General features: G+C 68.1%; 26 protein-coding genes and 1 pseudogene. 13 read left to right on the forward strand and 14 right to left on the reverse strand.

What is annotated here, in order from left to right:
• Nucleotides 1-603 (forward strand): annotated as a pseudogene (locus ABZ909_RS36850) (manganese transporter); the annotation flags it as partial.
• A 201-nt stretch (nucleotides 604-804) separates the two neighbouring features.
• Here the strand turns inward: ABZ909_RS36850 and ABZ909_RS36855 are convergent.
• From ABZ909_RS36855 to ABZ909_RS36865, 3 genes are all read right to left on the reverse strand, one after another.
• Entirely contained in the window at nucleotides 805-1,080 is a 276-nt protein-coding gene (locus tag ABZ909_RS36855; protein ID WP_357009537.1) for a hypothetical protein, read from the reverse strand.
• A 248-nt stretch (nucleotides 1,081-1,328) separates the two neighbouring features.
• Nucleotides 1,329-2,237 carry a LysR family transcriptional regulator gene (locus ABZ909_RS36860; protein ID WP_357009541.1) on the reverse strand — a complete coding sequence of 303 codons (909 nt, stop codon included), beginning with the start codon at nucleotides 2,235-2,237 and terminating at the stop codon, nucleotides 1,329-1,331.
• Nucleotides 2,238-2,283: 46 nt separating this feature from the next.
• Nucleotides 2,284-2,838 (reverse strand): inositol oxygenase family protein, encoded by a 555-nt coding sequence (locus ABZ909_RS36865; protein WP_357009544.1) that lies wholly within the window; start codon nucleotides 2,836-2,838, stop codon nucleotides 2,284-2,286.
• A gap of 185 nt (nucleotides 2,839-3,023) precedes the next feature.
• Here ABZ909_RS36865 and ABZ909_RS36870 point away from each other — a divergent pair, with 185 nt between their 5' ends.
• Together ABZ909_RS36870 and ABZ909_RS36875 are read left to right on the forward strand one after the other, a co-directional pair.
• Complete coding sequence (locus ABZ909_RS36870; protein ID WP_357009547.1) at nucleotides 3,024-3,791, forward strand: SDR family oxidoreductase; 768 nt, start codon at nucleotides 3,024-3,026, stop codon at nucleotides 3,789-3,791.
• Between the two features lie 145 nt (nucleotides 3,792-3,936).
• Nucleotides 3,937-4,068 carry a hypothetical protein gene (locus ABZ909_RS36875; RefSeq protein WP_357009550.1) on the forward strand — a complete coding sequence of 44 codons (132 nt, stop codon included), beginning with the start codon at nucleotides 3,937-3,939 and terminating at the stop codon, nucleotides 4,066-4,068.
• On the opposite strand, the gene ABZ909_RS36880 is transcribed toward ABZ909_RS36875, so the two are convergent.
• From ABZ909_RS36880 to ABZ909_RS36900, 5 genes are all read right to left on the reverse strand, one after another.
• Entirely contained in the window at nucleotides 4,065-5,750 is a 1,686-nt protein-coding gene (locus tag ABZ909_RS36880) for a bifunctional UDP-sugar hydrolase/5'-nucleotidase (protein WP_357009553.1), read from the reverse strand. The genes ABZ909_RS36875 and ABZ909_RS36880 overlap by 4 nt on opposite strands.
• A gap of 285 nt (nucleotides 5,751-6,035) precedes the next feature.
• A complete protein-coding gene (locus ABZ909_RS36885; protein WP_357009555.1) occupies nucleotides 6,036-7,181 on the reverse strand; it encodes an LLM class flavin-dependent oxidoreductase in 1,146 nt (381 codons plus the stop codon).
• A gap of 10 nt (nucleotides 7,182-7,191) precedes the next feature.
• Nucleotides 7,192-8,187 carry an ABC transporter substrate-binding protein gene (locus tag ABZ909_RS36890; RefSeq protein WP_357009557.1) on the reverse strand — a complete coding sequence of 332 codons (996 nt, stop codon included), beginning with the start codon at nucleotides 8,185-8,187 and terminating at the stop codon, nucleotides 7,192-7,194.
• Nucleotides 8,184-8,981, reverse strand: coding sequence for an ABC transporter ATP-binding protein (locus tag ABZ909_RS36895; protein ID WP_357009559.1), 798 nt, complete (start codon nucleotides 8,979-8,981; stop codon nucleotides 8,184-8,186). The genes ABZ909_RS36890 and ABZ909_RS36895 overlap by 4 nt, the downstream gene beginning before the upstream one ends.
• The gene (locus tag ABZ909_RS36900) at nucleotides 8,954-9,766 is read right to left on the reverse strand and encodes an ABC transporter permease (protein WP_357009561.1); all 813 of its coding nucleotides are present in this window, start codon (nucleotides 9,764-9,766) and stop codon (nucleotides 8,954-8,956) included. Before ABZ909_RS36900 ends, ABZ909_RS36895 begins: the two co-directional genes overlap by 28 nt.
• Nucleotides 9,767-9,941: 175 nt before the next feature.
• On the opposite strand from ABZ909_RS36900, the gene ABZ909_RS36905 reads away from it, so the two are divergent.
• Nucleotides 9,942-10,142 (forward strand): hypothetical protein, encoded by a 201-nt coding sequence (locus ABZ909_RS36905; RefSeq protein WP_357009563.1) that lies wholly within the window; start codon nucleotides 9,942-9,944, stop codon nucleotides 10,140-10,142.
• Between the two features lie 79 nt (nucleotides 10,143-10,221).
• On the opposite strand, the gene ectB is transcribed toward ABZ909_RS36905, so the two are convergent.
• A complete protein-coding gene (ectB, locus tag ABZ909_RS36910; RefSeq protein ID WP_357009565.1) occupies nucleotides 10,222-11,484 on the reverse strand; it encodes a diaminobutyrate--2-oxoglutarate transaminase in 1,263 nt (420 codons plus the stop codon).
• A 209-nt stretch (nucleotides 11,485-11,693) separates the two neighbouring features.
• Between ectB and ABZ909_RS36915 the strand changes: the two genes are divergently transcribed.
• From ABZ909_RS36915 to ABZ909_RS36925, 3 genes are read left to right on the forward strand one after another with little or no spacing between them, the layout of a single operon-like run.
• Nucleotides 11,694-12,497, forward strand: a complete 804-nt coding sequence (locus tag ABZ909_RS36915) for an ABC-2 family transporter protein (protein WP_357009568.1) — start codon at nucleotides 11,694-11,696, stop codon at nucleotides 12,495-12,497.
• Complete coding sequence (locus ABZ909_RS36920; RefSeq protein WP_357009571.1) at nucleotides 12,490-13,323, forward strand: ABC-2 family transporter protein; 834 nt, start codon at nucleotides 12,490-12,492, stop codon at nucleotides 13,321-13,323. Before ABZ909_RS36915 ends, ABZ909_RS36920 begins: the two co-directional genes overlap by 8 nt.
• Nucleotides 13,320-14,309, forward strand: a complete 990-nt coding sequence (locus tag ABZ909_RS36925; protein WP_357009574.1) for an ATP-binding cassette domain-containing protein — start codon at nucleotides 13,320-13,322, stop codon at nucleotides 14,307-14,309. Before ABZ909_RS36920 ends, ABZ909_RS36925 begins: the two co-directional genes overlap by 4 nt.
• On the opposite strand, the gene ABZ909_RS36930 is transcribed toward ABZ909_RS36925, so the two are convergent.
• Nucleotides 14,273-14,914, reverse strand: coding sequence for a DUF4389 domain-containing protein (locus ABZ909_RS36930; protein ID WP_357009577.1), 642 nt, complete (start codon nucleotides 14,912-14,914; stop codon nucleotides 14,273-14,275). The genes ABZ909_RS36925 and ABZ909_RS36930 overlap by 37 nt on opposite strands.
• Before the next feature lie 274 nt (nucleotides 14,915-15,188).
• On the opposite strand from ABZ909_RS36930, the gene ABZ909_RS36935 reads away from it, so the two are divergent.
• Genes ABZ909_RS36935 through ABZ909_RS36950 form a run of 4 tightly spaced genes read left to right on the forward strand, consistent with a single transcriptional unit; the run spans nucleotide 15,189 to nucleotide 19,189 of the window.
• Nucleotides 15,189-17,738, forward strand: coding sequence for a nitrate- and nitrite sensing domain-containing protein (locus ABZ909_RS36935; RefSeq protein ID WP_357009579.1), 2,550 nt, complete (start codon nucleotides 15,189-15,191; stop codon nucleotides 17,736-17,738).
• Nucleotides 17,739-17,749: 11 nt separating this feature from the next.
• Entirely contained in the window at nucleotides 17,750-18,178 is a 429-nt protein-coding gene (locus ABZ909_RS36940; protein ID WP_354834451.1) for a roadblock/LC7 domain-containing protein, read from the forward strand.
• Nucleotides 18,175-18,612: a DUF742 domain-containing protein gene (locus ABZ909_RS36945; protein ID WP_357009582.1), complete on the forward strand. Its 438-nt coding sequence runs from the start codon at nucleotides 18,175-18,177 to the stop codon at nucleotides 18,610-18,612. Before ABZ909_RS36940 ends, ABZ909_RS36945 begins: the two co-directional genes overlap by 4 nt.
• A gap of 16 nt (nucleotides 18,613-18,628) precedes the next feature.
• The gene (locus ABZ909_RS36950) at nucleotides 18,629-19,189 is read left to right on the forward strand and encodes an ATP/GTP-binding protein (protein ID WP_357009750.1); all 561 of its coding nucleotides are present in this window, start codon (nucleotides 18,629-18,631) and stop codon (nucleotides 19,187-19,189) included.
• Between the two features lie 339 nt (nucleotides 19,190-19,528).
• Here the strand turns inward: ABZ909_RS36950 and ABZ909_RS36955 are convergent, their stop codons facing one another.
• Entirely contained in the window at nucleotides 19,529-19,807 is a 279-nt protein-coding gene (locus ABZ909_RS36955) for a hypothetical protein (protein ID WP_357009584.1), read from the reverse strand.
• Nucleotides 19,808-20,311: 504 nt separating this feature from the next.
• On the opposite strand from ABZ909_RS36955, the gene ABZ909_RS36960 reads away from it, so the two are divergent.
• Nucleotides 20,312-20,911: a DUF4254 domain-containing protein gene (locus tag ABZ909_RS36960; protein WP_357009586.1), complete on the forward strand. Its 600-nt coding sequence runs from the start codon at nucleotides 20,312-20,314 to the stop codon at nucleotides 20,909-20,911.
• Nucleotides 20,912-20,917: 6 nt separating this feature from the next.
• On the opposite strand, the gene ABZ909_RS36965 is transcribed toward ABZ909_RS36960, so the two are convergent.
• From ABZ909_RS36965 to ABZ909_RS36975, 3 genes are read right to left on the reverse strand one after another with little or no spacing between them, the layout of a single operon-like run.
• Nucleotides 20,918-21,256, reverse strand: a complete 339-nt coding sequence (locus ABZ909_RS36965) for a hypothetical protein (RefSeq protein ID WP_357009589.1) — start codon at nucleotides 21,254-21,256, stop codon at nucleotides 20,918-20,920.
• Nucleotides 21,257-22,405, reverse strand: a complete 1,149-nt coding sequence (locus ABZ909_RS36970; RefSeq protein WP_357009591.1) for an acyl-CoA desaturase — start codon at nucleotides 22,403-22,405, stop codon at nucleotides 21,257-21,259.
• Nucleotides 22,406-22,435: 30 nt separating this feature from the next.
• Nucleotides 22,436-23,644, reverse strand: a complete 1,209-nt coding sequence (locus ABZ909_RS36975; RefSeq protein ID WP_357009593.1) for an FAD-binding oxidoreductase — start codon at nucleotides 23,642-23,644, stop codon at nucleotides 22,436-22,438.
• A gap of 222 nt (nucleotides 23,645-23,866) precedes the next feature.
• Here ABZ909_RS36975 and ABZ909_RS36980 point away from each other — a divergent pair, with 222 nt between their 5' ends.
• Nucleotides 23,867-24,478, forward strand: coding sequence for a TetR family transcriptional regulator (locus ABZ909_RS36980; protein ID WP_357009595.1), 612 nt, complete (start codon nucleotides 23,867-23,869; stop codon nucleotides 24,476-24,478).
• Nucleotides 24,479-24,501 lie beyond the last annotated feature (23 nt).

Below are 24,501 nucleotides of genomic sequence, written 5' to 3' on the forward strand. Positions count from 1 at the left end.
GTCGCCGCCGCGGTGTCCTTCAGCCCCGATCACGTGCTCGGCCTGCTGACCCAGGGCGTACAGGCGCTGGCGGGTGTGCTGCTGCCCTCGGCCACGGTGTTCCTGGTGCTGCTCTGCAACGACAAGGCCGTCCTCGGACCGTGGGTGAACACGGTGCGGCAGAACATCGTCGCGGGCGTCATCGTCTGGTCGCTGGTGCTGCTGTCGCTGGCGCTGACCGCGGCCACCTTCTTCCCCGACTTGTCCACGCTGACCCTCGAAATCGGCTTCGGCGTGGGCGCTCTGGTCGGTGTCCTCGGCGGGGCGGGCATGCTCATCGCCTGGCAGCGCGGTCGTCGCCGCAATGCCGAGCGGACCGCGGCCGAGCTCGGCGGACTGGATCCGGACCAGGTGGAGGAGCTGGACGCCACCCCGCTCACCAAGGCTGAGCGCAAGGCCATCATGGAGGCCGACCGCGACACCTGGCGCACCCCCGCGCTCGACACCCTCGAGCGGCCAGCGTTCTCCGCCGCACGCACGGTGGGAATGTTCGCCCTGCGCGGTTACCTGCTCGTCGCCGTGATCCTGGTGGGCGTCAAAATCTTCCAGTCCATCGGCGGCTGATCCGCCACGACTTGCGGCCGCAGCCCCTGCGCATCATCACCGCTGCGCTCGGGCTGCGGCCGTTTTCGATGAAGCTCAGCAGTGTGCCGAATGAAATCGGTTATCACCGAACAGGTTTGGACAAATCTGGTTCGGGGAATACCCGGGATGCACCGCCACACGGTGTTCATGGTCGCCGACCATGCAGGCGGAGCGATCCCGTCAGAGACCGTCGAGATCGGGAATGGGGGGCAGGACCGGCTCGGGCCACTCCTCCAGGGTTGCCACCTGCAGGTGGATGAAGGCCGCGATGCGGTGACGGGCCGAGGACGGAAGTCGCTCGATATCGGCCGCGCTCAGGACGTGTGCGCCGAGGGAGAGGGGCTGTGGCGCTTCGGGGTCAGGCGATTCCGGAACTACCTCTAGCTTTGGCCGCGAAGCAGTGCCCGGAATGTCTGGCTCATCCGGGTCTGCTGCTGCGGCGGCGGTTCGCACCATGCCGTGACCATAACCCTTTGATAACGCCCGCGGGGAGGCGTTGGCGCACTTGTGTCTTCGGGCTGCGAATTCAGCGAAGCCATTGTATTGGCGAGAGAAATATGCAGGCAGCCTCGGCCCTTTGGAAATTCGGTGGGCCCGCGCCGGAAGACTATGGTGATGGGCGTCACTCTGTCAACACTCCGGACGAAACTCCCCGGAATGATGCGAAAACTCCCGTGGACGCCACGAAAACTCCCGCGGGCGACTCAGAGTGGGCGGCACGCAATGGCATACAAATCACGCGCCGGACCGGTCGGCTTCTGTCCGATCGGCCATACCGCACGCAGCTGCCGCTCCAGATCCAGGCCGGTCACCATGGGCGACATCAGGATGCCCTCGGCCAGTTCGGTGGCCACCGCCAGGGAACTCAGCACGGCCGGCGCGATGCCGTCGGCGACGGCGGTCTTGATCGCCGTGGTCGAGGACAGCTCCAGCGCGACATTCGGCTCCCAGCCCGGCATTCCGGCGGTCATGGCGCGCTCGAAGGAGTTCCGGGTGCCCGATCCGGGCTCGCGATAGATGAGCGGGCTGCGCGCCAGCTCGGCCGCGTCGATCTCGGCCCGGCGGGCCCAGGGGTGACCGGGCGCTACCACCACGACCAGCCGATCCCGGCCCACCACATGGCTTTCCAGTTCGGTCGGCAGGCGCGGGCTCTCCACGAACCCGATGCCAGCCCGGCCCTCGAGCACCGCCTTGGCAACCTCGGCCGAATTGCCCGATTCCAGGGCGATGGAGGTGTCCGGCATCCGCGCGCGCAGGCCCACCAGCCATTTCGGGAACAGGTACTCCGCGACGGTCTGGCTGGCCGCCACCCGCAGCCGCGAATCTCGTTGCGCGCGCAGGCTGTCGATCCCGGCATCCAGCCGCGCGGCCGCGTCCACCACATCGCGCGCCCATTCGACGATGAGCGAGCCCGCCGCCGTCGGCCGCGAGCCGAGCGTAGTCCGCTCCAGCACCGGCACGCCCACCAACTGCTCGAGATAGCGGATGCGCGAGCTGGCGGAGGGCTGACTGATGCCGTGCGCCTTGGCCGCCCGCCCGAGGCTGCCCAGCTCGATCACCGACAACAGCAGATCGAGGGCGGCCAGATCGGGAACGCGTGGGGACAACGGCACGGAGCGAGTCTATGCAGACCGCCCGGCCCGGTCCGGCGACTCGCGGTCAGCGGGCGGCGGCCACCCGCTCGACCACCGGCCGCCAGATCTCGAGGGGATGGACGGTCAGGCCGACCACCTTGCCCGCGTCGTCGGCGCGCCGCAGCGCGAGGGCCGCGGCGAAATCGGGATCGCGCTCGAAGGCCGTGGTCTCCGCGGGCGTCATGGGCCCGCCCTGCGCCACCAGGGTGCGCCGGCTCGACGGCGAAAGCGCCTCGGCGTGTACCGAATCCGTGGCCGCCAGATACCGCTTGGCCACGACGTGCAGTTCGACCAGACGCGCGACCCGCGCGCCGAGCAGGGCCCGGACCGCGTCCCCGCCGTGGACCCCGTGTCCCGCGTCGTCGCCGGGCACCAGCACGTGCCCGATATCGTGCACCAGCCCGGCCACCTGGAGTTCCTCGTCGCCGGGAAAATCCCGGCGCAGGAGCTCTGCGCACTGCCGGTCGTGGTCGAGGATGTCGACCGGATCGCCACTGCGGTCAGGCATGTCCCAGACGTCCGCGCAGCCGGCCAGCAGAGTCATGAGTTCGTCGACGGTGCCGATGGGCGCGCGGTTCACGCCCGCACCCTACGGGAATACCCGCACCGCCACCCGGATTGAAGTAGTTGACATATCAACAATATGGATTAGGGTGCGCCGCCGAGCCGATTCGGCCCGCATCGGACACTATTCAGCAAACCAACTGTGTGGCCGGCGAACGGGTCACCACGCCTGCGCGCCGGTTCCGCTGGAAGGAGCCTCCCATGCACGATCTGAGCGGCAAGACGATTCTCATCACCGGCGCGGCCCGGGGCATCGGCGCCGCGGCCGCCAGGCAGGCGGTCGAGGCCGGCGCGAATGTCGTGATCGCCGACGTGCTCGACGACGAGGGCAAGGCGCTGGCTGCCCAGTTGGGCTCGCGGGTCGCCTATCAGCACCTCGACGTCACCTCCGAACTCGACTGGGCCACCGCGCTGGCCGCGGCCCGCGACGCCTTCGGCGGCAGCGTGCACGGCCTGGTGAACAATGCCGGCATCTCGACCGGGGAGCTCCTGGCCGATGAATCGGTCGAGCACTTCCGCAAGGTCATCGACATCAATCTGGTCGGCGTCTTCCTGGGTATGCGCACCTTCATCCCCGCGCTCAAGCAGGCGGGCGGCGGCTCGATCGTCAATATCTCCTCCGCCGCCGGGCTCATGGGCCTGGCGCTGACCGGCAGCTACGGCGCGTCCAAGTGGGCGGTTCGCGGCATGTCCAAGGTCGCCGCCATCGAGAACGGCATCGACCGGATTCGAGTGAACTCCGTGCACCCGGGCATGACCTACACCCCGATGACCGCACCGGTCGGCATCCAGCTGGGCGAGGGCGGCTATCCCAATACCCCGATGGCCCGGGTCGGCGAGGCCGATGAGATCGCCTCCGCCATCGTCTTCCTGCTCTCGGACGCGTCCTCCTACGTCACCGGTGCGGAACTCGCGGTGGACGGCGGCTGGACCGCCGGGCCGACCGTGAAATACGTGATGGGCCAATAGCACTCCACCCCGGCCGGAAGCCCTGAGACGTGAGAGACCTGGGCTTCGACCATGGCGGCCAAGGCTCCCGCGGCGCTGGACACCGCACCGGCCGGGAAGATCCCCCACGGAGTTCCGATACCGGGATCGGTTCGATGATCCCCGGGTGCAGTGGGTACGCCGGGTCTGGCGGGGAGCGTTCCGCTTCGACCCGCAACCCGCCGACGACCTGGTCCGGGAGTTCGCCGCCGCCTACTACCAGGCGGATCCGGCTCCGGTCGAGGAGTTCCGGCGCTAGTGCTTCTCGATGCGGCTCGCGGGCGGTGTGACCGCCCCGCGGCCGCGCAGGTAGGTCTCCAGGGCGTCGAGATCGATGGGGCCGACCAGGGTTTCGCGGCTCTGCTGGAACACGGTGAAGCCGTCGCCCCCGGCGGCCAGGAAGTTATTGGTCGAAACCCGGTAGACCGCTGCGGGATTCAGCGGCTGCCCGGCCACCCGGACGCTGCCGTCGACCACCTTGTGCCCCTTGGGCGCGGCGTCGGAATAGGTGTAGGTGATGCCCGCGACCGACAGTACGCCGGGCTTGCTCACGTTGTCCCATTGCTGCTCCAGCAGATTCAGGATCTGCTGTCCGGTCAGCGCCACCGCCACCACCTGATTGCCGAAGGGCTGCACCGTGTAGGCCTGCTCGTAGGTGATGTCGCCGCCGGTCAGCCCCGCGCGCACCCCGCCCGGATTCATGAAGGCCGCCACGGCCTGCACGGTGGTCATGGCATCGAGCATGGCGTCGGCGATGACGTCGCCGAGCGGGGAATCCCCGGCCGGAGCGGGCTCGGCGGGCACCGGCGCGGTGGCCGTGCCGATCACCCGCTCGGCCAGCGGTTTCGCCTGTCCGGCAAAGTAATCCACCAGCTGGGCGGCGGCGGGCGCGGGCGTGACATCGCGGGTGACGACCCGGTTGACGGCCTTCGCCTCGACCTTGCCGTCGTGGAAGCGCAGGGTGACGTCGGTGACGAGGCGGCCGAAGGAGGCGGCCTGGGTGACCACCTTGCCGTCCAGTGTGCAGTTGTAGGCCTGATGGCTGTGCGCGGTGAGCAGCACCGACACCGCGGCATCGGTCCGGTGGGCCAGTGCCTGGACGTCGGGTGAGATGCCGGCGCAGCCGTTGTAATCGACCGGGCCGCCGTGGGTTTGCTGGGCGCCGCCGTCGTGGAGCAGCGCCACCACGGTTTCCGCGCCCGCGGCCTTCATCTCGGGCACGTACTTGCCGATGGCATCGGTCTCGTCGCCGAAGCGGTAGCCGCGAATGCCCTCGGGCATGACGATGTGCTCGGTGTCGGTGGTGACGACGCCGATGACGCCGATCTTGTGGCCGCCCAGCTCGAGCATGGTCCACGCCTTCAGCCCCGGCGGGAGCTGGCCGTTGCCGTCGGTGACATTGGCGGCCAGATACGGGAACTTCGCCCCGGTGAACGGCTCGCCCGGCGTGCAGCCGTCGGCGGCGCATCCGCCCTGCTGGAGGCGCTGCAATTCGGCTACGCCGTGGTCGAATTCGTGATTGCCGACCGCCGAGGCCGCGACACCCACCGAGTTCAGGAAGTCGATGGTCGGCTCGTCGTGGAACAGCGAGGAAACGAGTGGGCTGGCCCCGATATTGTCTCCGGCCGACAGGATGGCGCTGTCCGGATAGGCCGCCTTCAACCGCGCCAGATGCGCGGCCAGGTACGCCGCTCCCCCGGCGATGTACGCCCCGACCTTGCCGTTGGCGCCGTCCGGCGGTTGCAGATTCCCGTGCAGGTCGTTGATCCCGAACAGGTGTACTTCACCCGGTTGCGCCTTCGGCAGATCGCCGGTCGACACCAGCGGCACCGCGGTCGAGGTGGCGGGGGTCGCGTTGTCCGCACCCCCGCAGCCCGCCACCAGGCCCAGACTCAGTGCCGCCGCCGCGCACAGTCCCAGAACACGCCGCCGACCGCTCATACCTGTCGACTGTGGCAGACGCGGTCGACGGTCGCACGACGACCGGGTGAATTCCGGTGCTACCGAGCCCTGTTCATCGAGGCCGCGATCCGGCCTGTTCGCCCGAGCCACGGTCGGCACGAGTCACCCGGGTCTGTCGGCCGCGGCGACGGATTCCCAGATGTCCACGATGCGCAGGTTGCTCGCCAGGGACTCGGGTCCGAGCGCCTCGTACACCTCCCGATACCGCTGCAATCCGGCCGCCGCACCCTCGGGTGCGGCGGCCCGGGCCCGGCTACTTCGGGTCTAGCTGCTGGACGCGCTGGCGAACGGGGTCGCGGCGGGCACAGCCGGGCGGCGGATCGGGTGCCGCCACAAGCCCTTTCGCTCCAGGATCGGCAATACGCCCTCACCGAACCAGTAGGCCTCCTCCAGGTGCGGGTAACCGGAGAGCACGAAGTGGGAGATGCCGGCCTTTGAATACTCGATGAGGCGTTCGGCCACCTCCTCGTGCGAGCCGACCAGCGCCGTGCCCGCTCCGCCGCGCACCAGGCCCACGCCCGCCCACAGGTTCGGGGCGATCTCGAGCCGGTCGGTGCTGCCGTTGTGTAGCTCCGACATCCGGCGCTGCCCCTCGGATTCGCTCTTGGCCAGGGCGTTCTGGACGCGCTCGATATCGGCCGGGTCGATCCCGGCCAACAGCTTGTCGGCCACCGCCCACGCCTCCTCGGCGGTGTCGCGGGTGATCACGTGGATGCGCAGGCCGTAGTCCAGCTTGCGGCCGTGGTCCACAGCCAGCCCGCGGATCCAGTCGAGCTTGCGGCTGATCGCCAGCACCGGTTCACCCCAGGTGAGGTAGGTGTCGGCGTACCGGGCCGCGATGGGTCCCGCCGGCGCCGAGGAACCGCCGAAGAACACCGGCGGCACCGGATCGGGCCGATTGCTGAGCAAGGCGTTCTCGACGTGAATGTGCTCGCCGCGGAACGTGACCGGCTCGTGCGAGTTCCACAGCGACCGCACCACGTCCAGGAACTCTCCGGTCCGGGCGTACCGGGCCGCCTTGTCGGCGAAGTCGCCGTAGGCCGCCTGCTCCAGCGGTTCGCCGCCGGTCACCACATTGATGAAGAGCCGTCCCGCGGAATGCCGCTGGAAGGTGCCCGCCATCTGCGCGGCCAGGGTGGGGCTCATCAGGCCCGGGCGCAGGGCCACCAGGAATTTCAGCGTCTCGGTGGTCTCGACCAGCATGGCGGTGGTCAGCCAGGCGTCCTCGCACCAGGAACCGGTGGGGGTGAGCACAGCCTCGAAGCCGTTGGTCTCGGCGGCCGCGGCGATCTGGTTCAGGTAGTGCAGCGAGGCCGGGCGGTCACCCGACATCGGGGTGCCGTGCCCGCCGGCCACCAGCCCGCGGGAGTCGCCGGAGGTGGGCAGGAACCAATGGAACGACAAGCTCATGCGGGGACTCCTAAGCGGTGAATCGGTCGTTGTAGCGGGTGTCGATGAAGTCGGCGATCCGGACCTTGCCCGGAATCAGCTTGGCGTCGGAGAAACCGTCGGCCACTTGCTGTTCCGCGGCGATCGTCGCGTCATCGAGCGGGTGATCCTGGTAGTTGGCGCGATTCACGGCCAGGAGCGTGACGTCGTAGGGCACCCCGGTGATGGCGGCGGACTGTTTGGCCCAGTCCTCGCGATGGCCGGTGATCCACGCGTGCGCACGCTGGATCCGCACCAGCAGGTCCCGCACCGCGGCCGCATTCGCCTTGTTCTGCAACGTCTTCGAGCCCGTGACGAAGAAGCTGTCCGGCTTCACGTAGCCGGTGCCGTCCACCAGCACCCGATTACCGCTCAGTTCGGCCTGGGCCACATAGGGATCCCAGACCGTCCACGCGTCCACCCGCCCGGTGGACAGCGCCGCGAGCGCGTCGGCGGGTTGCAGGTACTGCGGCTCGATATCGGAGAAGGTGAGCCCGGCCTTGGTCAGCACCGACAGCAGGTGGTAGTGCGCGGAGCTGCCCTTGGTGACCGCGATCTTCTTGCCGCGCAGGTCCTTCGGATCCTTGATCGACGAATCCTTGGGCACCACCAGACCGTTTCCGGCCGCCCCGGAGTCGTACGAGCCGACAATCTTGATCTGCGACTTGGCCGCCGCCGCGAACACCGGCGGGGCGTCGCCGACGCCGCCGAAGTCGATGGATCCGGCATTGATGGCCTCGAGCAGCGGCGGTCCAGCCGTGAAGGTGGACCATTCGACCTTGTACGGGAGCCCCTTGCCCTCACCGGAGACGTCCAGCAGGGCTTGCAACGCAAGACCTTTCTGATCGCCGATGTGCAGGGTCACCTGCGACAGGTCCACCGATCCGTCCGCGTTCACGCCCTTGGTGTCGTCATTGCCGGACGAGCACGCCGCACTGAACAGGGCCGTGGCGACCACCAGGGCGGCGAACAGGCGCTTGGATCTCATTCGGTGGTTCCTTCCGGGATGACACCCAGCTCGGCGAGCAATGCCGTACGCAGGGCCAGGAATTCGGGATGGTCGCGCCGGCGCGGGCGCGGCAAGTCGATGGGGATCTCGCGGGCGATTCGGCCACCGTCGAGCACCAGGGCGCGATCGGCGAGCAGCACCGCCTCGTCCACGTCGTGGGTGACCAGCAGCACGCCGGGCCGGTGCCGGGCCCACAGATCCAGCACCAAGCCGTGAATTGTGATGCGGGTCAGGGCATCCAGGGCGCTGAAGGGTTCGTCGAGCAGCAGCAGATCCGGCTCGCGGACCAGGGCGCGGGCCAGCGAGGCCCGCTGCGCCTCACCGCCGGAGAGGGTCAGCGGCCAGGCCGCGCCGCGCTCGGCCAGGCCCACCTCCGCCAGCGCGGCTGCGGCGGCGGCCCTGCGGTTTTCGTGGCGCAGACCGAGAGTCACGTTGTCGCGCACGCGTTTCCACGGCACCAGACGCGGTTCCTGGAAGGCGACCGCGACTTCGCCGGATACGGTGAGCTCGCCGCCGGTCTCATCGTCCAGGCCCGCCAGCGCCCGCAGCAGGGTGGATTTGCCGGAGCCGCTGCGCCCGAGCAGGGCCACGAACTCACCGGGGCGGATGTCGAGATCCAGTCCGTGCAGGACCCGACGTTCGCCGAAGTCCTTGACCAGACCCCGAATTCGCGCCACCGGGGAATCGGCCAGGGCCGCCGCCGTCTCCTCGAGCTCGGCCAGCGTCGCCGCGATCACCGAATCGGTCAGGGTGCCAGGAAGCCGCGTCGCCATGACAGCGCTCTCCTCTCGATCGAACGAACCAACGCGTCGGTGAGCAGCCCGAGCACGCTGTAGACGAGCAGGCCGACCACGATGACGTCGGTGCGCAGGAACTCGCGAGCGTCGTTGATCATGAAGCCCAGACCCGCATCGGCATTGACCTGCTCGGCGACAATGAGCGCCAGCCAGGCCACGCCCAGCGACTGACGCAGGCCGACCAGCGTCTGCGGCAGCGCGCCCGGCAGTACGATGTGCCGGATCAGGCCCGCCCGGCTCAGCCGCTGCACCCGGGCCAGCTCGGCCAGCTTGCCGTCCACGCCGCGGATGCCCGCGAAGGTATTGAGGTACAGGGGAATCGCCACCCCGAAGGCGACCAGCACGATCTTGGGCAGCTCCCCGATCCCGAACCACAGGATGAACAGCGGGATCAGCCCGTAGAACGGCAGCGTCCGCAGCATCTGCATCAGCGGGTCGACCAGGTACTCCCCGGCCCGGCTCAGCCCGGCCAGCAGGGCCAGCCCGATGCCGGCCACCGCGCCGATGGCGAAGCCCAGTGCGGCACGCCGCAGCGACACCGACACCGCCTTGGTGAGCGTGCCGTCCTTGATCAGGTCGACGGCCGTCTGCACGACGGTCACCGGGGAGGCGAGCAGCCGCTCGGGCAGCACACCGGTCGAACTGGCGATCTGCCAGACCACCACCAGCAGCACCGGCGCGACGAAGCGCGCCAGCACGGAGACGCTCGGCAGGCGGGGCCGGCCGGTAATGGGCCTGGCCTGCACGGCAATTGCGGACACGACAGCACCTCGGGCGAACGGGAACGGGGACGGTGGCGGCGGTGGGCCTTCGTCCGCCACACCCTGACCTTGCCGGTCCGGCCCCGCCCGGTCACCGGTTGAAATCCGCGTGATTCTGGGCTTGCCCCTGCCCCGGCTGCCACAATGAATCTGCGACGAGGAGCCGAGGACGACCATGAGCAGTCCGAATCATCCGCTCACCGTCGGATCCCGATTCGGGCCCTACCGGCTCGACCGGCCGCGGGGGATGGGCGAGGTGTTAGACGATCTGCACCTGTTCGTGGTGGTCACCGGATCGATAGCCGAGTATCCCGGCAACTCACCCAAGAACGACGCGGCCCTGCTCGCCTGGTTCCAGCAACACTTCACGACATAGCGAAATAGGTGGTGCCGGGTTCCCTCCGCAGCTGGGAACCCGGCACCGGGTCGGCACCGGTGTGGGCGGTGGCCGACGTCTAGTGGCCGTCGCGGACGATCTCCACGGCGCGGGTGAGAATGCCCAGGCCGTGGGTGATCTCGTCATCGCTGACGGTCAGGGGTGGGAGCAGCTTCACGACTTCGTCGTTGGCGCCGGAGGTTTCGACCAGCAGGCCGTGCTCGAAGGCGACCTGGCAGACCTTCTCGGACTGTGAGGCATCCTCGAAGACCAGGCCGTGCACCAGGCCGCGACCGCGGGTGGAGATGCCGGTGAAGGATTCGGTCAGCGCGACCAGGTGCTCGTGCACGCGCGCGCCCTTGGCCAAGGTGGCGAGCTGCAGGCGGTCGTCGGACCAGTAGTGGCGCAGCGCGACCTCGGCGGTGACGAAGGCCGCGTTGTTACCACGGAAGGTGCCGTTGTGCTCACCGGGCGCCCACTGGTCCAGGTCCCGGCGCATGAGCACCAGCGCCATGGGCAGGCCGTAGCCGCCGATCGACTTCGAGAGCGCGACGATATCGGGGGTGATGCCCGCGACCTCGAAGGAGAAGAACGGGCCGGTGCGGCCGCAGCCCATCTGCACGTCGTCGACAATGAGCAGAATGCCACGGGCCGAGCACAATTCGGACAGCTGCCGCAGCCATTCGGCGCGGGCCACATTGATCCCGCCCTCGCCCTGCACCGTCTCGACGATGACCGCGGCGGGCTTGTCCAGCCCCGACGAGCTGTCGTCGAGGGCGCGGCGCATCCACGAGAAGTCCTCGGGCTCATCGAGGTAGCCGTCGTAGGGCATCGGGGAGGCGTGCACCAGCGGGACGCCCGCGCCGGCGCGCTTGGCGGCATTGCCGGTTACCGACAGTGCACCCAGCGTCATGCCGTGGAAGGCGTTGGTGAAGTTCAGGACGGTGGTGCGGCCGGTGACCTTGCGCGCCAGCTTGAGTGCGGCCTCGACGGCATTGGCTCCGGTCGGGCCGGGGAACTGGACCTTGTAGTCCAGCCCGCGCGGGACGAGCACCAGATCTCGCATGGCCTCGAGCAGCCGGCGCTTGGCGACGGTGGACATGTCCAGGGCGTGGGTGATGCCGTCGCCGAGGAGGTAGTCGATCAGCGCCTGCTTGAGCAGCGGATTGTTGTGGCCGTAGTTGAGCGCGCCCGCGCCGGCGAAGAAGTCGAGGTACTCCTTGCCGTTCTCGTCGGTGAGCCAGGCGCCGCTGGCGGTGTCGAACACCGTCGGCCAGGAACGGCAATAACCACGCACGTTGGATTCGAGAGCCTCGAAAACGTTCGTGTCGGCAATGGTCATCGGCGGTCCTAGCGTCGCAACTAAGTGAAACGCTGATGTTTCTATCACAGGAACCGAGCCGTGAAACCTTTTTCCGGCGAATCGGACGCAGATACTCCGCGCGTGACGCACACCGCAACAAACTGGCATCGAGCATAACTCGGCCCCGAGCGAACAGGTCACGCAACCCGATTGCAGGACAACGACCGCGGCCGTAGTGTCAACCTCTTGTGCGCAGCGACGTGGGGGTCTACTGGCAGCTGGTCAAGGCAGGGTTCCGCAGGCAATCGCATTACCGGCTCGCCATGCTGGCGGGCCTGTTCACCAATCTCGTGTTCGGCTTCGTGCGGGCGGCCGTGCTCATGACGGCCGTGCGCGTGAACAGCGGATTCGGCGGCTACGACCGCGGGACCATCGGCGCCTACATCTGGCTGTCGCAGGGACTGCTGGGAGCCATCGCCTTCTGGATGCTGCCCGACATCGTGGAGCGCATCCGCACCGGGGACGTCGCCATCGACTTCCTGCGGCCCATCGACATCCAATTCGCGCACCTGGCCGAATATCTGGGCCGGGCGGCGTTCTCCCTGCTACCACGCGGCATACCCAGCATTCTCGTCGGCGTGCTCACCTTCGGGCTCGCGTTCCCGGACACGCCGGGACCGTACGTGCTGGGCGCCCTCAGCCTGCTGCTGGCCATGACGCTGTCGTTCCTGTCCATGTTCGCGGTCAGCCTGGCCGGGTTCTGGCTCATCGAGACCCGCGGGCTGCGCGCCCTGCACATGATCCTGGGCACCTTCCTGGCCGGGCTGTTCGCGCCGGTGCACCTGTTTCCGGGCTGGTTGCGCGATATTGCCTACGCGACACCCTTCCCGTCCATGCTGCAGTGGCCCATCGATGTGCTGTCCGGTCGCGTGGCCGGCAGGGAAGCGGTGGAAATCGTTGTCGTGCAATGCTTCTGGTTGGTCGTGCTGGTGGGCGCCGGGCAGCTGCTGCTGCGGGCCGGGCGCCGCAAACTGGAGGTGCAGGGTGGGTGAGGCACGTCCCTCCGCTCCGCCTCTCCGCGCTAGGCTGACGCCCTACCGCGCCGTGCTGGGTTCGCGGGTGCGCGCGCAACGCGCCTATCCGCTGTCCTTCGCCGCGGATGTGGTGAGCGCCTTCCTGATCGGGCTGGTGGAGTTCGCCGAAATGTGGGTGATCTTCCACAATGTGCCCCGGCTGGGCGGTCTGGACCTGAACGCCATGCTGCTGCTGTTCGGCATGAGCAACACCTGTTTCGCCATCGCCGACATGGTGGTCGGGCACGTCGACACGCTCCCCACCTACATCCGGATGGGCAAGCTGGACGCCTTCTACCTGCGGCCGCAACCCCTGCTGCTGCAGCTCATGACCAGCGATATCCAGCTGCGCCGGGTGGCGCGCATCGCGGTGGCCGCCACCGTGCTGTCATTCGGCCTGGCGCGCAACGACATCCAGTGGACCCCGGCGCACCTGGCGCTGTTCGCCGTCACGGTGCTGTCCGGAATCGCGATCTTCGCCGGGCTTTTCGTGTGCGCGGCCGGGGCGCAGTTCTTCCTCATCGACGGCGCGGAGCTGACCAACGCCTTCACCTACGGCGGGTCGTACGCGTCCATGCAACCCACCTCGGTGTTCCCGGCACCGATGAAGCTCGTGTTCGGATTTCTGGTTCCGGTCGCCTTCACCTCCTATCTGCCCGCCATCGCTCTGCTCGGGCTGCCCGGGCCCGCTCCGCTGCCGAGCTGGCTGGCGTGGGCGGCGCCGGTGGCGGCGGCGTGGGTGTGGGCGGCCGCGCTGTTCCTGTGGAGACTCGGGACCAGGCACTATCAAGGAGGCGGCGGGTGAACGGTGCCATCATCGATATCGAGGGGCTGACAAGGACTTTCGTGCTGAGCAAGAAGGAGGGCCGCTGGCGGCGCCGGCGCGAGGTGCTCACCGCGGTGGACGACATGAGCTTCCGGGTCGCGCCGGGCGCGGCGGTCGGTTACATCGGCGCGAACGGGGCGGGCAAGTCCACCACCATCAAGATGATCACCGGCATCCTGGTGCCCTCGGCCGGGCGGCTGCGCACCTGCGGGCTGGACCCGGTGCGGCAACGTCGCGAGCTGGCCGGGCGCATCGGCGTGGTGTTCGGGCAGCGCTCGCAGCTGTGGTGGGATCTGCCACTGCGCGAATCGTTCTCGATCCTGGCCGCCATCCACCGGCTCGCCCCGGCGGCGGCGCGCACCCGCACCACCGAGCTCGTCGAGCAGCTGGAGATGGGCGGCACCCTCGATACCCCGGTTCGGCAGCTGTCGCTGGGCCAGCGCATGCGCGCGGAAGTCGCGGCGGCCCTGCTGCATTCGCCCGAACTGGTCATTCTCGACGAACCGACCATCGGCCTGGATGTGCTCTCCAAGCAGCGATTACGCGAATTCCTGCGCTACGAGCGCACCCAGCGCGGCACCACCCTGCTGCTCACCACACACGATATGGGCGATATCGAGCGGCTGTGCGAGCGGGTGCTGGTGGTGGACCACGGCCGGCTGGTCTACGACGGCTCGCTGACCGGGCTCGGCGCGACCGTCGGTGCGCAACGGGTGCTCACCGTCGATCTCGCCGAGCCCACCCCCGACCTGGCCGACCTGCCCGGCGCCAAACTGCTCGACAGTCAGGGTGCGGGCATGCGGCAGCGGCTGGCCTTCGACACCGAGATCACCACTGCCGCACAGCTGCTCACGGCCGTCTCGGCGCGCGCCGAGGTCCGCGACCTGTCCATCGAGGAACCCGATATCGAGGACGTGGTGCGGCGGCTCTACGAGGCCGCGGCGTCGGGCTCTCTCGCGCCCTGATCGAGCCGGAACGGCGGGTAGGCGTCGGTCATCAGGGACGCGTAGGCGCGCACCCGTAGCGACCAGCGGTTGATACCCATGGCGAAGTCGTAGAGCCCCGGGAGATAGGCCCCGGTGAAGAGCAACCCGATCAGGGCGATGATCACCAGGATCGGGAGCAACGACATCATGTTGCGCCCACCGCCCATGAACGCGGCGACGATCAGATACTGCGGGATCGCCAGCAGCCACCATTTGATCAGGACCAGACCGCGGCTGAGCTGTTCGGGATAGTCGACTTCCAGGTCGGCCGGGTAGCCCGGATCGGGTTGCAGGCTGAAGGGCGGGTAGCGGTCCGTCCCCAGCTGCGAGAAGGCGTAGAAACGCACGCGCCAACTCCAGCGCATCACACCGACATTGAAGTCGAAGAGCGCCCTCGGATACGCGCCGGTAATAAGGATTGCGAAAAAGGCCACGATGGTGACCACCAAATACGCAATGCTCAGGACGATCAGTACGAGCACGTGTGGAATGGCAAGTATCCACTTAACTATCCACATCCAGCGGGACAACCCCGGGTCGAGGTCTCCCCGCACACGCACCGGATAAGCGGGACTGGGCTGCATGTCCGTCACTCCTCTCGAGCGCGGCGGCCTCCTTCCGGCAGCCGCCGGAACAGCGGTGAGCCGTTGTTCATCCCAATGTTTCCCCGGCGACGCGAAGATCACATCTGCTTCTCACACATTGTGACCAGATTTGTAATAGCGCGCGCGACGGCGAGTTCCGCACACCACATCGACATGTTTCGAATTGCGGCAAGGGGTCGGGTGTGCGACGTTGCTGACTATTCTCCATGTGCCCGGCCCGGGTCGGCACGACAGCTGATTTACGGGAGACCGAGTGAGAGTGCGTCCGGCGAAACTGTTGCCAACGGGTAACGTGAAGCTCACGCCGCCAATGGAATTGATCCGGCCACGCACTATCCGGGCTCGCCTGCGCCGCATTCTGATCGTGTCGGTGGCGCTGGTGCTGGCGCTGCTGACGATCGTCATCACCCGTGAGGTGAACGACTACCGCGACACCGGAGACACCGCCCAGGCGGTCCATCTCGCACTGGCGGTACAGGACCTGGTCCATGAGGTGCAGCGCGAACGCGGTCTCACCAATGGACTGCTCGGCGGTGACACCGCGTCCCGCACGGCGCTCGGCAATCAGCGCCTGGCCACCGACAGCGCATTGCAGGAACTCAACTCCACGCTGAACCAGCAGCCGCCGGGGGCCGATCTGGTGCGCACCGCGCTCCAGCAGTTCTCCGGAGTGACCGCCACGCGCGCCGATGTGGACGCCGGGCACGCCGACCGGTCGGCCTCGTTCACCTTCTATACCAATGCGATCGGCACGCTGGACCAGGCGCGGCCCGGCCTCGATCACGCTCTCGACAGCCGGCTGTGGCGGGGGCTGCAGAGCCTCTACGCGCTCGGCGACGTCAAGGAGTTCACCGGTCAGGAACGCGGCTTCCTCAACGGCGTCTTCGCCGCGGGCGCGTTCGCACCGGGCGAGTACGTGAAGTTCCTCGATATCCGAGCCGCCAAACAGGCCGCGGTGACGGCCTTCGAACGCGATGCCACACCCGCACAGCGTTCGCAGCTCTACACCGCGATGCGAACCGATGAGTCGGCGCGGGCGGGCGACGCGGAGACCATCGCCCTCGCCTCCGAGCGCGGTCCGATCACCGAATCGGTCAACCCCGCCGACTGGTGGCGCCAGATGAGCTCCATCATCGACGGCGAACGCACCGTCCAGCGCGATATCGGCGGCCAGATCACCTCCCGGGCAAGCGAACTGCGCCGCGATGCCGCCCTGCGCCTGTCCCTCTACGTGCTGGCCGCCCTGCTCGCCATCGCCGCCGAGGTGGCGCTGGTGGTCGCCACCGTACGGGCGATCGTGCGGCCGCTGGCCGAGCTGTCCACGGAGGCCGACCGGGTGGCCGGTAAGCGGCTGCCGCAGCTCATCGAAGCCTGGCAGACCTCCGAGGGCGCGGACCCGGACCCGCCCGAACCGGTGCGCGCCGACGAGAGCGCGGGCGCCGAGATCGTGTCCGTGGCCCGTGCGCTGGACCGGGTGCAGACCACCGCCTACGAACTCGCCTCCGCGCAGGCGCGGCTGCGCCGCAACAGCACCGAGTCCATGGCCAACCTGGCGCGGCGCAATCAGAATCTGGTGCGCCGCCAGCTCGGGCTGATCAGCGAGTTCGAGCGGGAGGAGCTCGACCCCAGCACGCTGGCCAACCTCTTCGAACTCGACCACCTGGCCACCCGCATGCGGCGCAACGCCGAGAGCCTGCTGGTGCTGGTCGGCGAGTCCAGCCCGCGCCGCTGGTCGAAACCCATTCCGCTGACCGATGTCATCCGCGCCGGCCTGTCCGAGGTCGACGACTACCGGCGGGTGGTGCTGCGCCGGGTGGACGAGATCTCCATCGCAGGCGCGCATGTCAGCGAGGTCGCGCACATGCTGGCCGAACTCATCGAGAACGGGCTGTCCTTCTCCCCGCCCGATCTGGAGGTGGAGATCTACGGCCGTCGGCTCGGCTCGCGCTACATGCTCGCCATCGTCGACCACGGCGTCGGCATGCCGCCCGATCAGCTCGCCACCGCCAATGCCCGTCTGTGCGGCGAAGCCGACTTCCTCGTCGCGCCCACCCGCTTCCTGGGCCACTATGTGGTCGGCCGCCTGGCCCGGCGCCTGGGCATCGAGGTCGAGCTCACGGTGTCCCCCACCAGTGGCGTGGTGGCCCGGCTGCTGCTGCCGGGCGATCTGCTCGGCGACCCCGGCGCGGAACTTCCCGCCCCGCCCGAGGATTCGAAACACGCTGCGGGGGCGCAGCTTCCGACGGTCGTCGACACCATGCCGGACCCGAAACCGGGCCGCCACAGCTCGGGCCACACCCCCGGCTCGGCCGACACGGAACGCCCGCAGCGTGCGACGCCCGCCCGCAACGATGTCGCCAACGGCTCACCCGCGGGCCCGCACTCGATCAAGCTCGTTCCGTTACCCACCGCTACTCTGACCACCCCGCCGCACACCCCGGCGGCCCCACCGCACGCCACCGCCGCCGAGCGTCTCTTCGGCGGGCCGACCACGGGTTCGTTCGCCATTCAGCCGCCGGCGGCGGGATCCCCGGCGGGCCCGGTTCCGGCGAGCTCACCGGGCGCGGCGGCCGACGTTTCGGGAGCCGTCCCGGAGGTGCAACGTACGCGAAACGGTCTCGTCAAGCGGAACCGGAAGACTCGCGAGAATCCGGGCGTCACACCGGGCGGCGCCCAACCGGCGGCCGCGCGGCCGGTCGCGGACCGCTCACCCGACGAGATACGCAGCATGCTCGCCGGATTCCGGTCCGGCCATCAGCGTGGGCAGACCGGCGAACCGCCCCGGCCCGGATCGACAGCATAGGAGGACACCGGGTGACGACCCACTACACCGACACCGATCCGCACACTTTCAACTGGCTGCTGGCCGACTTCGTGCGCACCACCGACGGGGTGCGCGACGCTGTGGCGGTGTCCTCCGACGGGCTACTCATGGCCATGTCCCAGGGCCTGGACCGGACCGCGGGCGACCGGCTCGCCGCCATCGTGTCCGGGCTCACCAGCCTGGGCCGAAGCGCTTCGCGCAGTTACGATTTCGACGGACTGCGACTGATCATGATCGAGATGGGGCGCGGATTCCTGCTGGTCTCGGCCATGAGTAATGGCAGCTGCATCGGCGTGATCGCCGACAACGGCGCCGATGTGGGCCTGGTCGGCTATCAGATGGCCGTGCTGGCCGACCGCGCCGGCGCGCTGCTGACCCCCGCCCTGATCACCGAATTGCGGGAGTCCTTGAGCCGATGAATGATTCGCATCGGCTGCCGGACGCGCGCATGATCGCGTCCGGCCGCCCGCGCGGCTGGTCCGGCGCCGCCGCGTCCGAAAGACCCACGCGAGATACGAGATTGGCCGACGATGAGGAACAGGTGGTGCGACCGTTCATGATGACCTCGGGGCGGACTACGCCATTGGTCGACGGCCTGCGCATCGAAACCCTGGTGCGCGCCACCCCCGCGGCGCTGTCCGCGCCGCTGCGGTTCGAGCTGGAGCGGGTGGTGCGACTGTGCCAGCGCCCGCACTCGATCGCCGAAATCGGTGCGGCCCTGCGGGTTCCGATCGGGGTGGCGCGGGTGTTGGTGAGCGATCTGGTATCCGAAGGACACGTCTCGGTCGGCCGGACCGATGAACTCTCCACCGCTGCTCTGGAAAGGATCCGGGACCTTGTTCGGAACCTCTGACCCCGCCGCCGTACCGCTGGCCTCCTCGGTGAAAATCGTGACCAGCGGCGGATTCGGCGTCGGCAAGACCACTTTCATCGGAGCGATCTCGGAGATCGAGCCGCTCGCCACCGAAGCCGCCATGACCGAAGTGTCGGTGGGACTGGACGATCCGGGCCTGGCCACCGGCAAGACCACCACCACCGTGGCTCTCGACTTCGGCCGCATCACCCTGGATTCCAGTCTGGTGCTCTACCTGTTCGGCACTCCCGGCCAGGAGCGGTTCGAATTCCTCTGGGACGACCTGCTCGACGGCGCGCTCGGTGGCGTCATCCTGGTCGACACCGGCCGCGTCGAGGACTGCTACCCGGTACTGGACTTCTTCGAGCAGCGCGGCACCCCGTTCGTGGTGGCGGTCAACCGCTTCGACGCCGGACCGCGCTTCGCGCTCGACGAGGTCCGCGAGGCGCTGGACCTCTCCCCCACCATCCACCTCATGGATTGCGATGCCCGCGACCGCGAATCGGTGAAACTTGTCCTGGTGGCCCTGCTCGAGCAGATCCTCCAGGCCCGCCGGGCTCCCGCCCTGGCCGTCTGACAAAAAATCGCCCCGGATGCGAACGCACCCGGGGCGATTGCCCGAAAACCCTTCGCTCTAATGCGAATTAACGGCCGAAGGATCCCGTCCACAGGGTGTTGAGCAGACCACCCAGGGCCGCGCTACCGGTGTCCAGCACGCCGTTCAGCGCAGCGGAACCAGTTTGGATGATAACCGGGATCATGTTTCAACCTCTCTCTAGTGGACGCCGCCGTCCGGGATTTCCGTTCGGCGACCGGACCCACACTGCCGAGGGACACTTAGGCGAACCTTGCCAGTAGCTGAGAGGTCGCTAAGACGGGTTGTGTGACCCGTCACAGAGAGAGGACCGTCCAGTTCCTACTGCGGCGGCGCCGCGCCCGCCGAATACAGGCTCACCTCGCCGTCCTCCCCCAGAAACGCGTTGACCAGCATCGTTCCGCTGGAACGTAATTCGCCGGGGTCCGGCGCGGCGGTCGTGACGGAGACCTGTGGCAGCGCACCCCAGTTCACGACAAACCGATCGGGCGGTCCGTTGTCACTGGACAGATGGGCGAGGCGGAACACGGACACCGTCCGGCGAACAATCAGATTACGGACGACTTCGGCAATTCGCTCCGGGTCTTCCAGCGCGAACATGAAACCGAATCGCAGTTCCGGCGATGACACATAGGCGGGCACGAATATCGAGGCTAACGGACTGCGGCGCGCCGCGCCCCCGGCGCGCCGCATAGATAGCTATTCATAAGCCTCGGTAACCGCACCCGCCGGCGAGAAGCCTCGCCCCGGTCGAGCCCCGCCCTCGAACCTGTCTCGCACACCGCCCGCAGCGGTGTCGATCGGCCTTCAACCGCAGCGACCATGTGACCGTCTTGTAATGCTGTATAACGATTTTCAGGCAGCTTCGCCGATCACGCGCCGGATGGTTGCGCCCCTCCGACTATCGCGCTTTCCTGAATATGTCCCGCATTATCGGACAGTCTTCTCATCGCATCGTCGCGGATTTCCCGGTTACTTCACCGTGTCGCTGGTGGTGGGCTGTTGCGTTCCGGGTGCGGGGCTGCGCCGGAGCCGAGGGGAGCCCCTCCCCGAAACCCCCTCGGCCCTGGCGCATCCACACATGCGACGCCGAGGGTGGGAATCATGGCAATCGACTACACCGGAGCGGGTTTCGGGGCCGAGCTCCCATCGCCATCAACGCTGTTGCGCGCCTTCCGGGAACCGGTCAGCTCCGATCGTCGCGATCGCGACGTCCTCGAATCAGCCCACGAACTGGTGCGATGCCATGAGCATCGATATCGCGCCCTGGACACGGCGCATGCCACCGACGCCACCCCCGACGATGTCGCCGACAGCACCCACCGTGTCGACCGGATCGACGAGCGCCGGACCGAGCTGGTGGCCCGCATCGACGAGTGGGTGGCGGTGAACATTCCGCACCGCGCCGGGGCCTCGTTGCACACCGAGACCCTCGGCGCGGTCATCGACCGGATGGCCGCGAAATGGGTTGCCGCACAACGGGCTCTGGGCAATGCCGAGTCCGAGCCGGTGCGGGCTTCGAAAGCGACCGACGGGCGCGCGCGGCGACGCGCGGTGGCGCATCGCATCAGCGAGGACCGGCCCCGCCGCGGGGTGGACACGGAGGCCCACCTGCAGTGGTACCGGCTCGCCGAGCTCGCCGACGGCTATCGGGATCTGATCACGGAGGTCGCCCAGCATCGCCGGCGACTGCCGACCTGGTAGGCCCGGCTAACGCGGGTCGACGACTTCGGCGTCGATGACGTCCTCGCCCGGGACGCGCTCGCCGTGGACCGGCTTCGTCGCCGAATCGTCCTGTGCGGGTGCGGGTTCCGGGGCTTCTTCGTCGAGGTCGTCGGTCAGGTTCGCGGCGCGCTGCGCGGCCGCGTCCTGCGCGGCGGCCGCGGCGGCTTCACGCATCTCGATGGCGTCGGTGATCCAGTCACCGATCTCGCGGGTCACCTCGGCGACGGTGCCCGTGATGATCGAGGCGATATTGCCGACGTGCCGTGCTCCCGACGACGTCAATTCCTGGATCAGATCCTTGTTGCTCTCGAATTTAGAAATCATTTACACGCCCACTTCGCTCGCCTGCCCCCGGCGCATCACGATAACACCGGCCTGTGCTGAATTCTTGACCAGGAACGGCGGCAGCGCCAGCTTGAACAGCTTCAACCACACCGACCCGATCTGCCGGGAGAAGCGTCCGGTGTTGTAGGGCAGGCCGTGCTTTTCACACAGCGCCTTCACCTCGGGGGCGATTTCCGGGTACCGGTTGGCCGGCAGATCCGGGAACAGGTGGTGCTCGATCTGGTGCGACAGGTTGCCGGACATGATGTGGAAGAGCTTGCCGCCCTTGATATTGGCCGAGCCCAGCATCTGGCGCACGTACCACTCACCCTGAGTCTCCTCGGCGCACTCCTCCTGAGTGAACGTCTGTACGCCGGTCGGGAAGTGGCCACAGAAGATGATCGAGAACGTCCACAGGTTGCGCACGATATTGGCGGTGAAGTTGGCCGCCAGCGTGGACAGGAACAGCGGTCCGGTCAGCGCCGGGAAGACCACGTAGTCCTTGAGCACCTGCCTGCTGGCCTTGCGCCACTGGCCCTTGACCAGCGTCTTGACCTCCTGCCAGGACTTCTTGCCCCGGACGATGTTCTCGACCTCGAGGTCGTGGCCCATCACGCCCCACTCGAACGCGACCATCAGCGCGAAGGCGTAGAACGGGTTGCCCAGCCGCAGCACGTTCCAGCTCTGCGCCTCGTCCACGCGCAGGATGCCGTAACCGATGTCGCGGTCCATATCGAGGATGTTGGTGTAGGTGTGGTGCATGTAGTTGTGCGAGTGCCGCCACTGGTCGCCCGGGCAGACCGTATCCCATTCGAAGACACGGGAATTCAGGGTCGGCTCACGCATCCAGTCCCACTGGCCGTGCATGACGTTGTGGCCGATCTCCATATTGTCGAGAATCTTCGACGCGCTCAGCGCGGCCACGCCGGCCAGCCAGAACGGCGGCAGGAAGCCCAGGTAGAGCAGGCCGCGGCCGGCGATCTCCAGGCCGCGCTGGGCCTTGATGACCTTGTAGATGTATTCGCGGTCCCGGTCGCCCAGGTCCGCGGTGACGCGGGCGCGCAGCGCGTCGAGTTCGCGGCCGATCTCCTCGACCTGGTCGACGCTGAGCACCAGCGGGCCCTCGGTGGTTTCGGTGAGGATCGCCATGATCCCTCCTGTTCAGATGGCAGAAATGAGTCAGAGAGCGAGGTCGACGTCCCCGACGGGGGCGTTGATGCAGATCTGGATGGGCTGATCCGGGTCGCTGTCGAGCTGCCCGGTGCGCAGATTGCGGGTGCAGCCGCTGCGCTTGACGGCCGTGCAGGAGAAGCAGATGCCCATGCGGCAGCCGTACTCCGGGTTCAGGCCCGCGGATTCGGCCTGCTCGAGCAGGCTTTCGCCGGTGTTCTCGGCGACCACGCCGCTGTCGGAGAAGGTCACCTTGCCCTCGGCGTCGGCCGGGTCCACCACCGCGGTGGTGAGGGTGAACTCCTCGCTGTGCAGCCGATCGCCGAGCTGTTCGGCCTCGTAGACGGTGCGCACCGCGGCCATCAGGCCGGGCGGTCCGCACAGGTAGGTCTGCGCGGACGGGAACCAGGGCGCGAGCGATTCCAGCTCGTCGTAGCCGAAGTTGGCGTCGCGCTCTGCCTGATTTGCCCGCCGCTTCGCTGCGGGCGGATTCGCGGTCCCGAGGTCTCGATTCTTCCCTCCCTCCGCTCCTCCGCTTCGCTCCCCCACTCCACTCGGTCCAGAATCGAGCGCTCCGCCTCCCCACACTTGGCCGCGAACCGCCTCCGGGTAGCGGAATTCGATGCGGACATTGCTGTGCTGCATGGCGATCGCCTCGAGTTCCTGGCGATGCGGCACCCATTCCGGAGAACGGTTGTAATGCAGGAAAAGGATGCGGCCGCGGTAGCCCTCGTCGGCGAGGGTGCGCAGCATGGACAGCACCGGCGTGATGCCGCTGCCGCCGCTGATCAGCACGATCTGCTCGGGCCGCGGCTCGGGCAGGTGGAACGCCCCGGCGGCGGGTTCCAGGTCCACCACCATGCCGGGAATCGCGTTCTCGTGCAGGTGGTTCGAGACCAGGCCGTGCGGGTGGGCCTTGACGGTGAGTTCGATGTGCCGGTCGCGGCGTCCCTCGGCATTGACCGGCGAATAGCAGCGGGTGTGGCGGACGCCGTCGATCACGACGCCGATCTGCACGTATTGTCCCGCCACATGCCCGGACCACTGCCGGGCGGGCTCGAGCGTGAGGGTGACCGAGCCAACCGCGCTGCGCCGCACGTGGGTGATCTTCGCGCGCATCGAGCGCCGGGTCAGGGTCGGGCGCACCAGCTCGAGGTAGCGATCCAGCGGGTGCGGGGTGGTCATTGTCTTCTGCACCAGGTCGAGTAGTCCGACCATGTGAGCCTCCTGTCGCGTCGCCGGGCTGAGCGACGCCTCTTCGCAGTCGATGCGCCTCCGGTGTGACCTCGATGTCATACCGGATCCCGATGTCATTTCGGTGCACATCTGTACACTGAGATAGTGTGCCGGGCGAAGCCACTCCAGTTCAACCGGCAGTTCGTGTGACCCACACGACATCTTGCGAATGGAACGAATGTGAACGCATGTATGGTGATCGAGATGAGCGAGCAGGCAGCTACCCGAGTCGAGCGCAAGGAGCGCACCCGCGCGGCGCTACTCGACGGCACCCTCGCCCTGGCCGCGGACCGCGGCTTCGCGGCCCTGTCCCTGCGTGAGATCGCACGCTCGGCCGGCATCGTGCCCACCGCGTTCTACCGGCACTTCGCCTCGCTCGACGAACTCGGCACCACACTGGTCGAGGAGGGCGTGCGCCAATTGCGCCTGGCGCTAAGGGAAATGCGGCGCACCCCGAACGCGACACTGGCACAGACCGTGCGCTTCGTCTTCGACCAGGTCGACGGGAAACGCGACCTGTGGGGCTTCCTGATTCGCGAACGCCACGGCGGCTCGGCCGCGCTGCGCGGGGCCATCGCGGTCGAAATGCAGCTCATCGAACGAGAATTGGTGGTCGATCTGTCCCGGGTGCGGGCGCTGGACGCCTGGTCGCCCGACGATCTGGAACTGGCCGCGGATCTCATCGTGTCCACGGTCGCCGACCGGATCGCCGACTACCTGATGGCCGAATCCCGGGAGAGCGCGCGGACCGTGGAGCGTGCCGTCCTGCAGGTGCGGCTCATCGCGCTCGGCATGGGCGCGTGGCGTCCCTCATAGACACGGGCGCGTGGCGTCCCTCA

The sequence above is a fragment of the Nocardia sp. NPDC046763 genome (assembly GCF_040645495.1).
In the GTDB taxonomy this organism is placed as follows: Bacteria; Actinomycetota; Actinomycetes; order Mycobacteriales; family Mycobacteriaceae; genus Nocardia.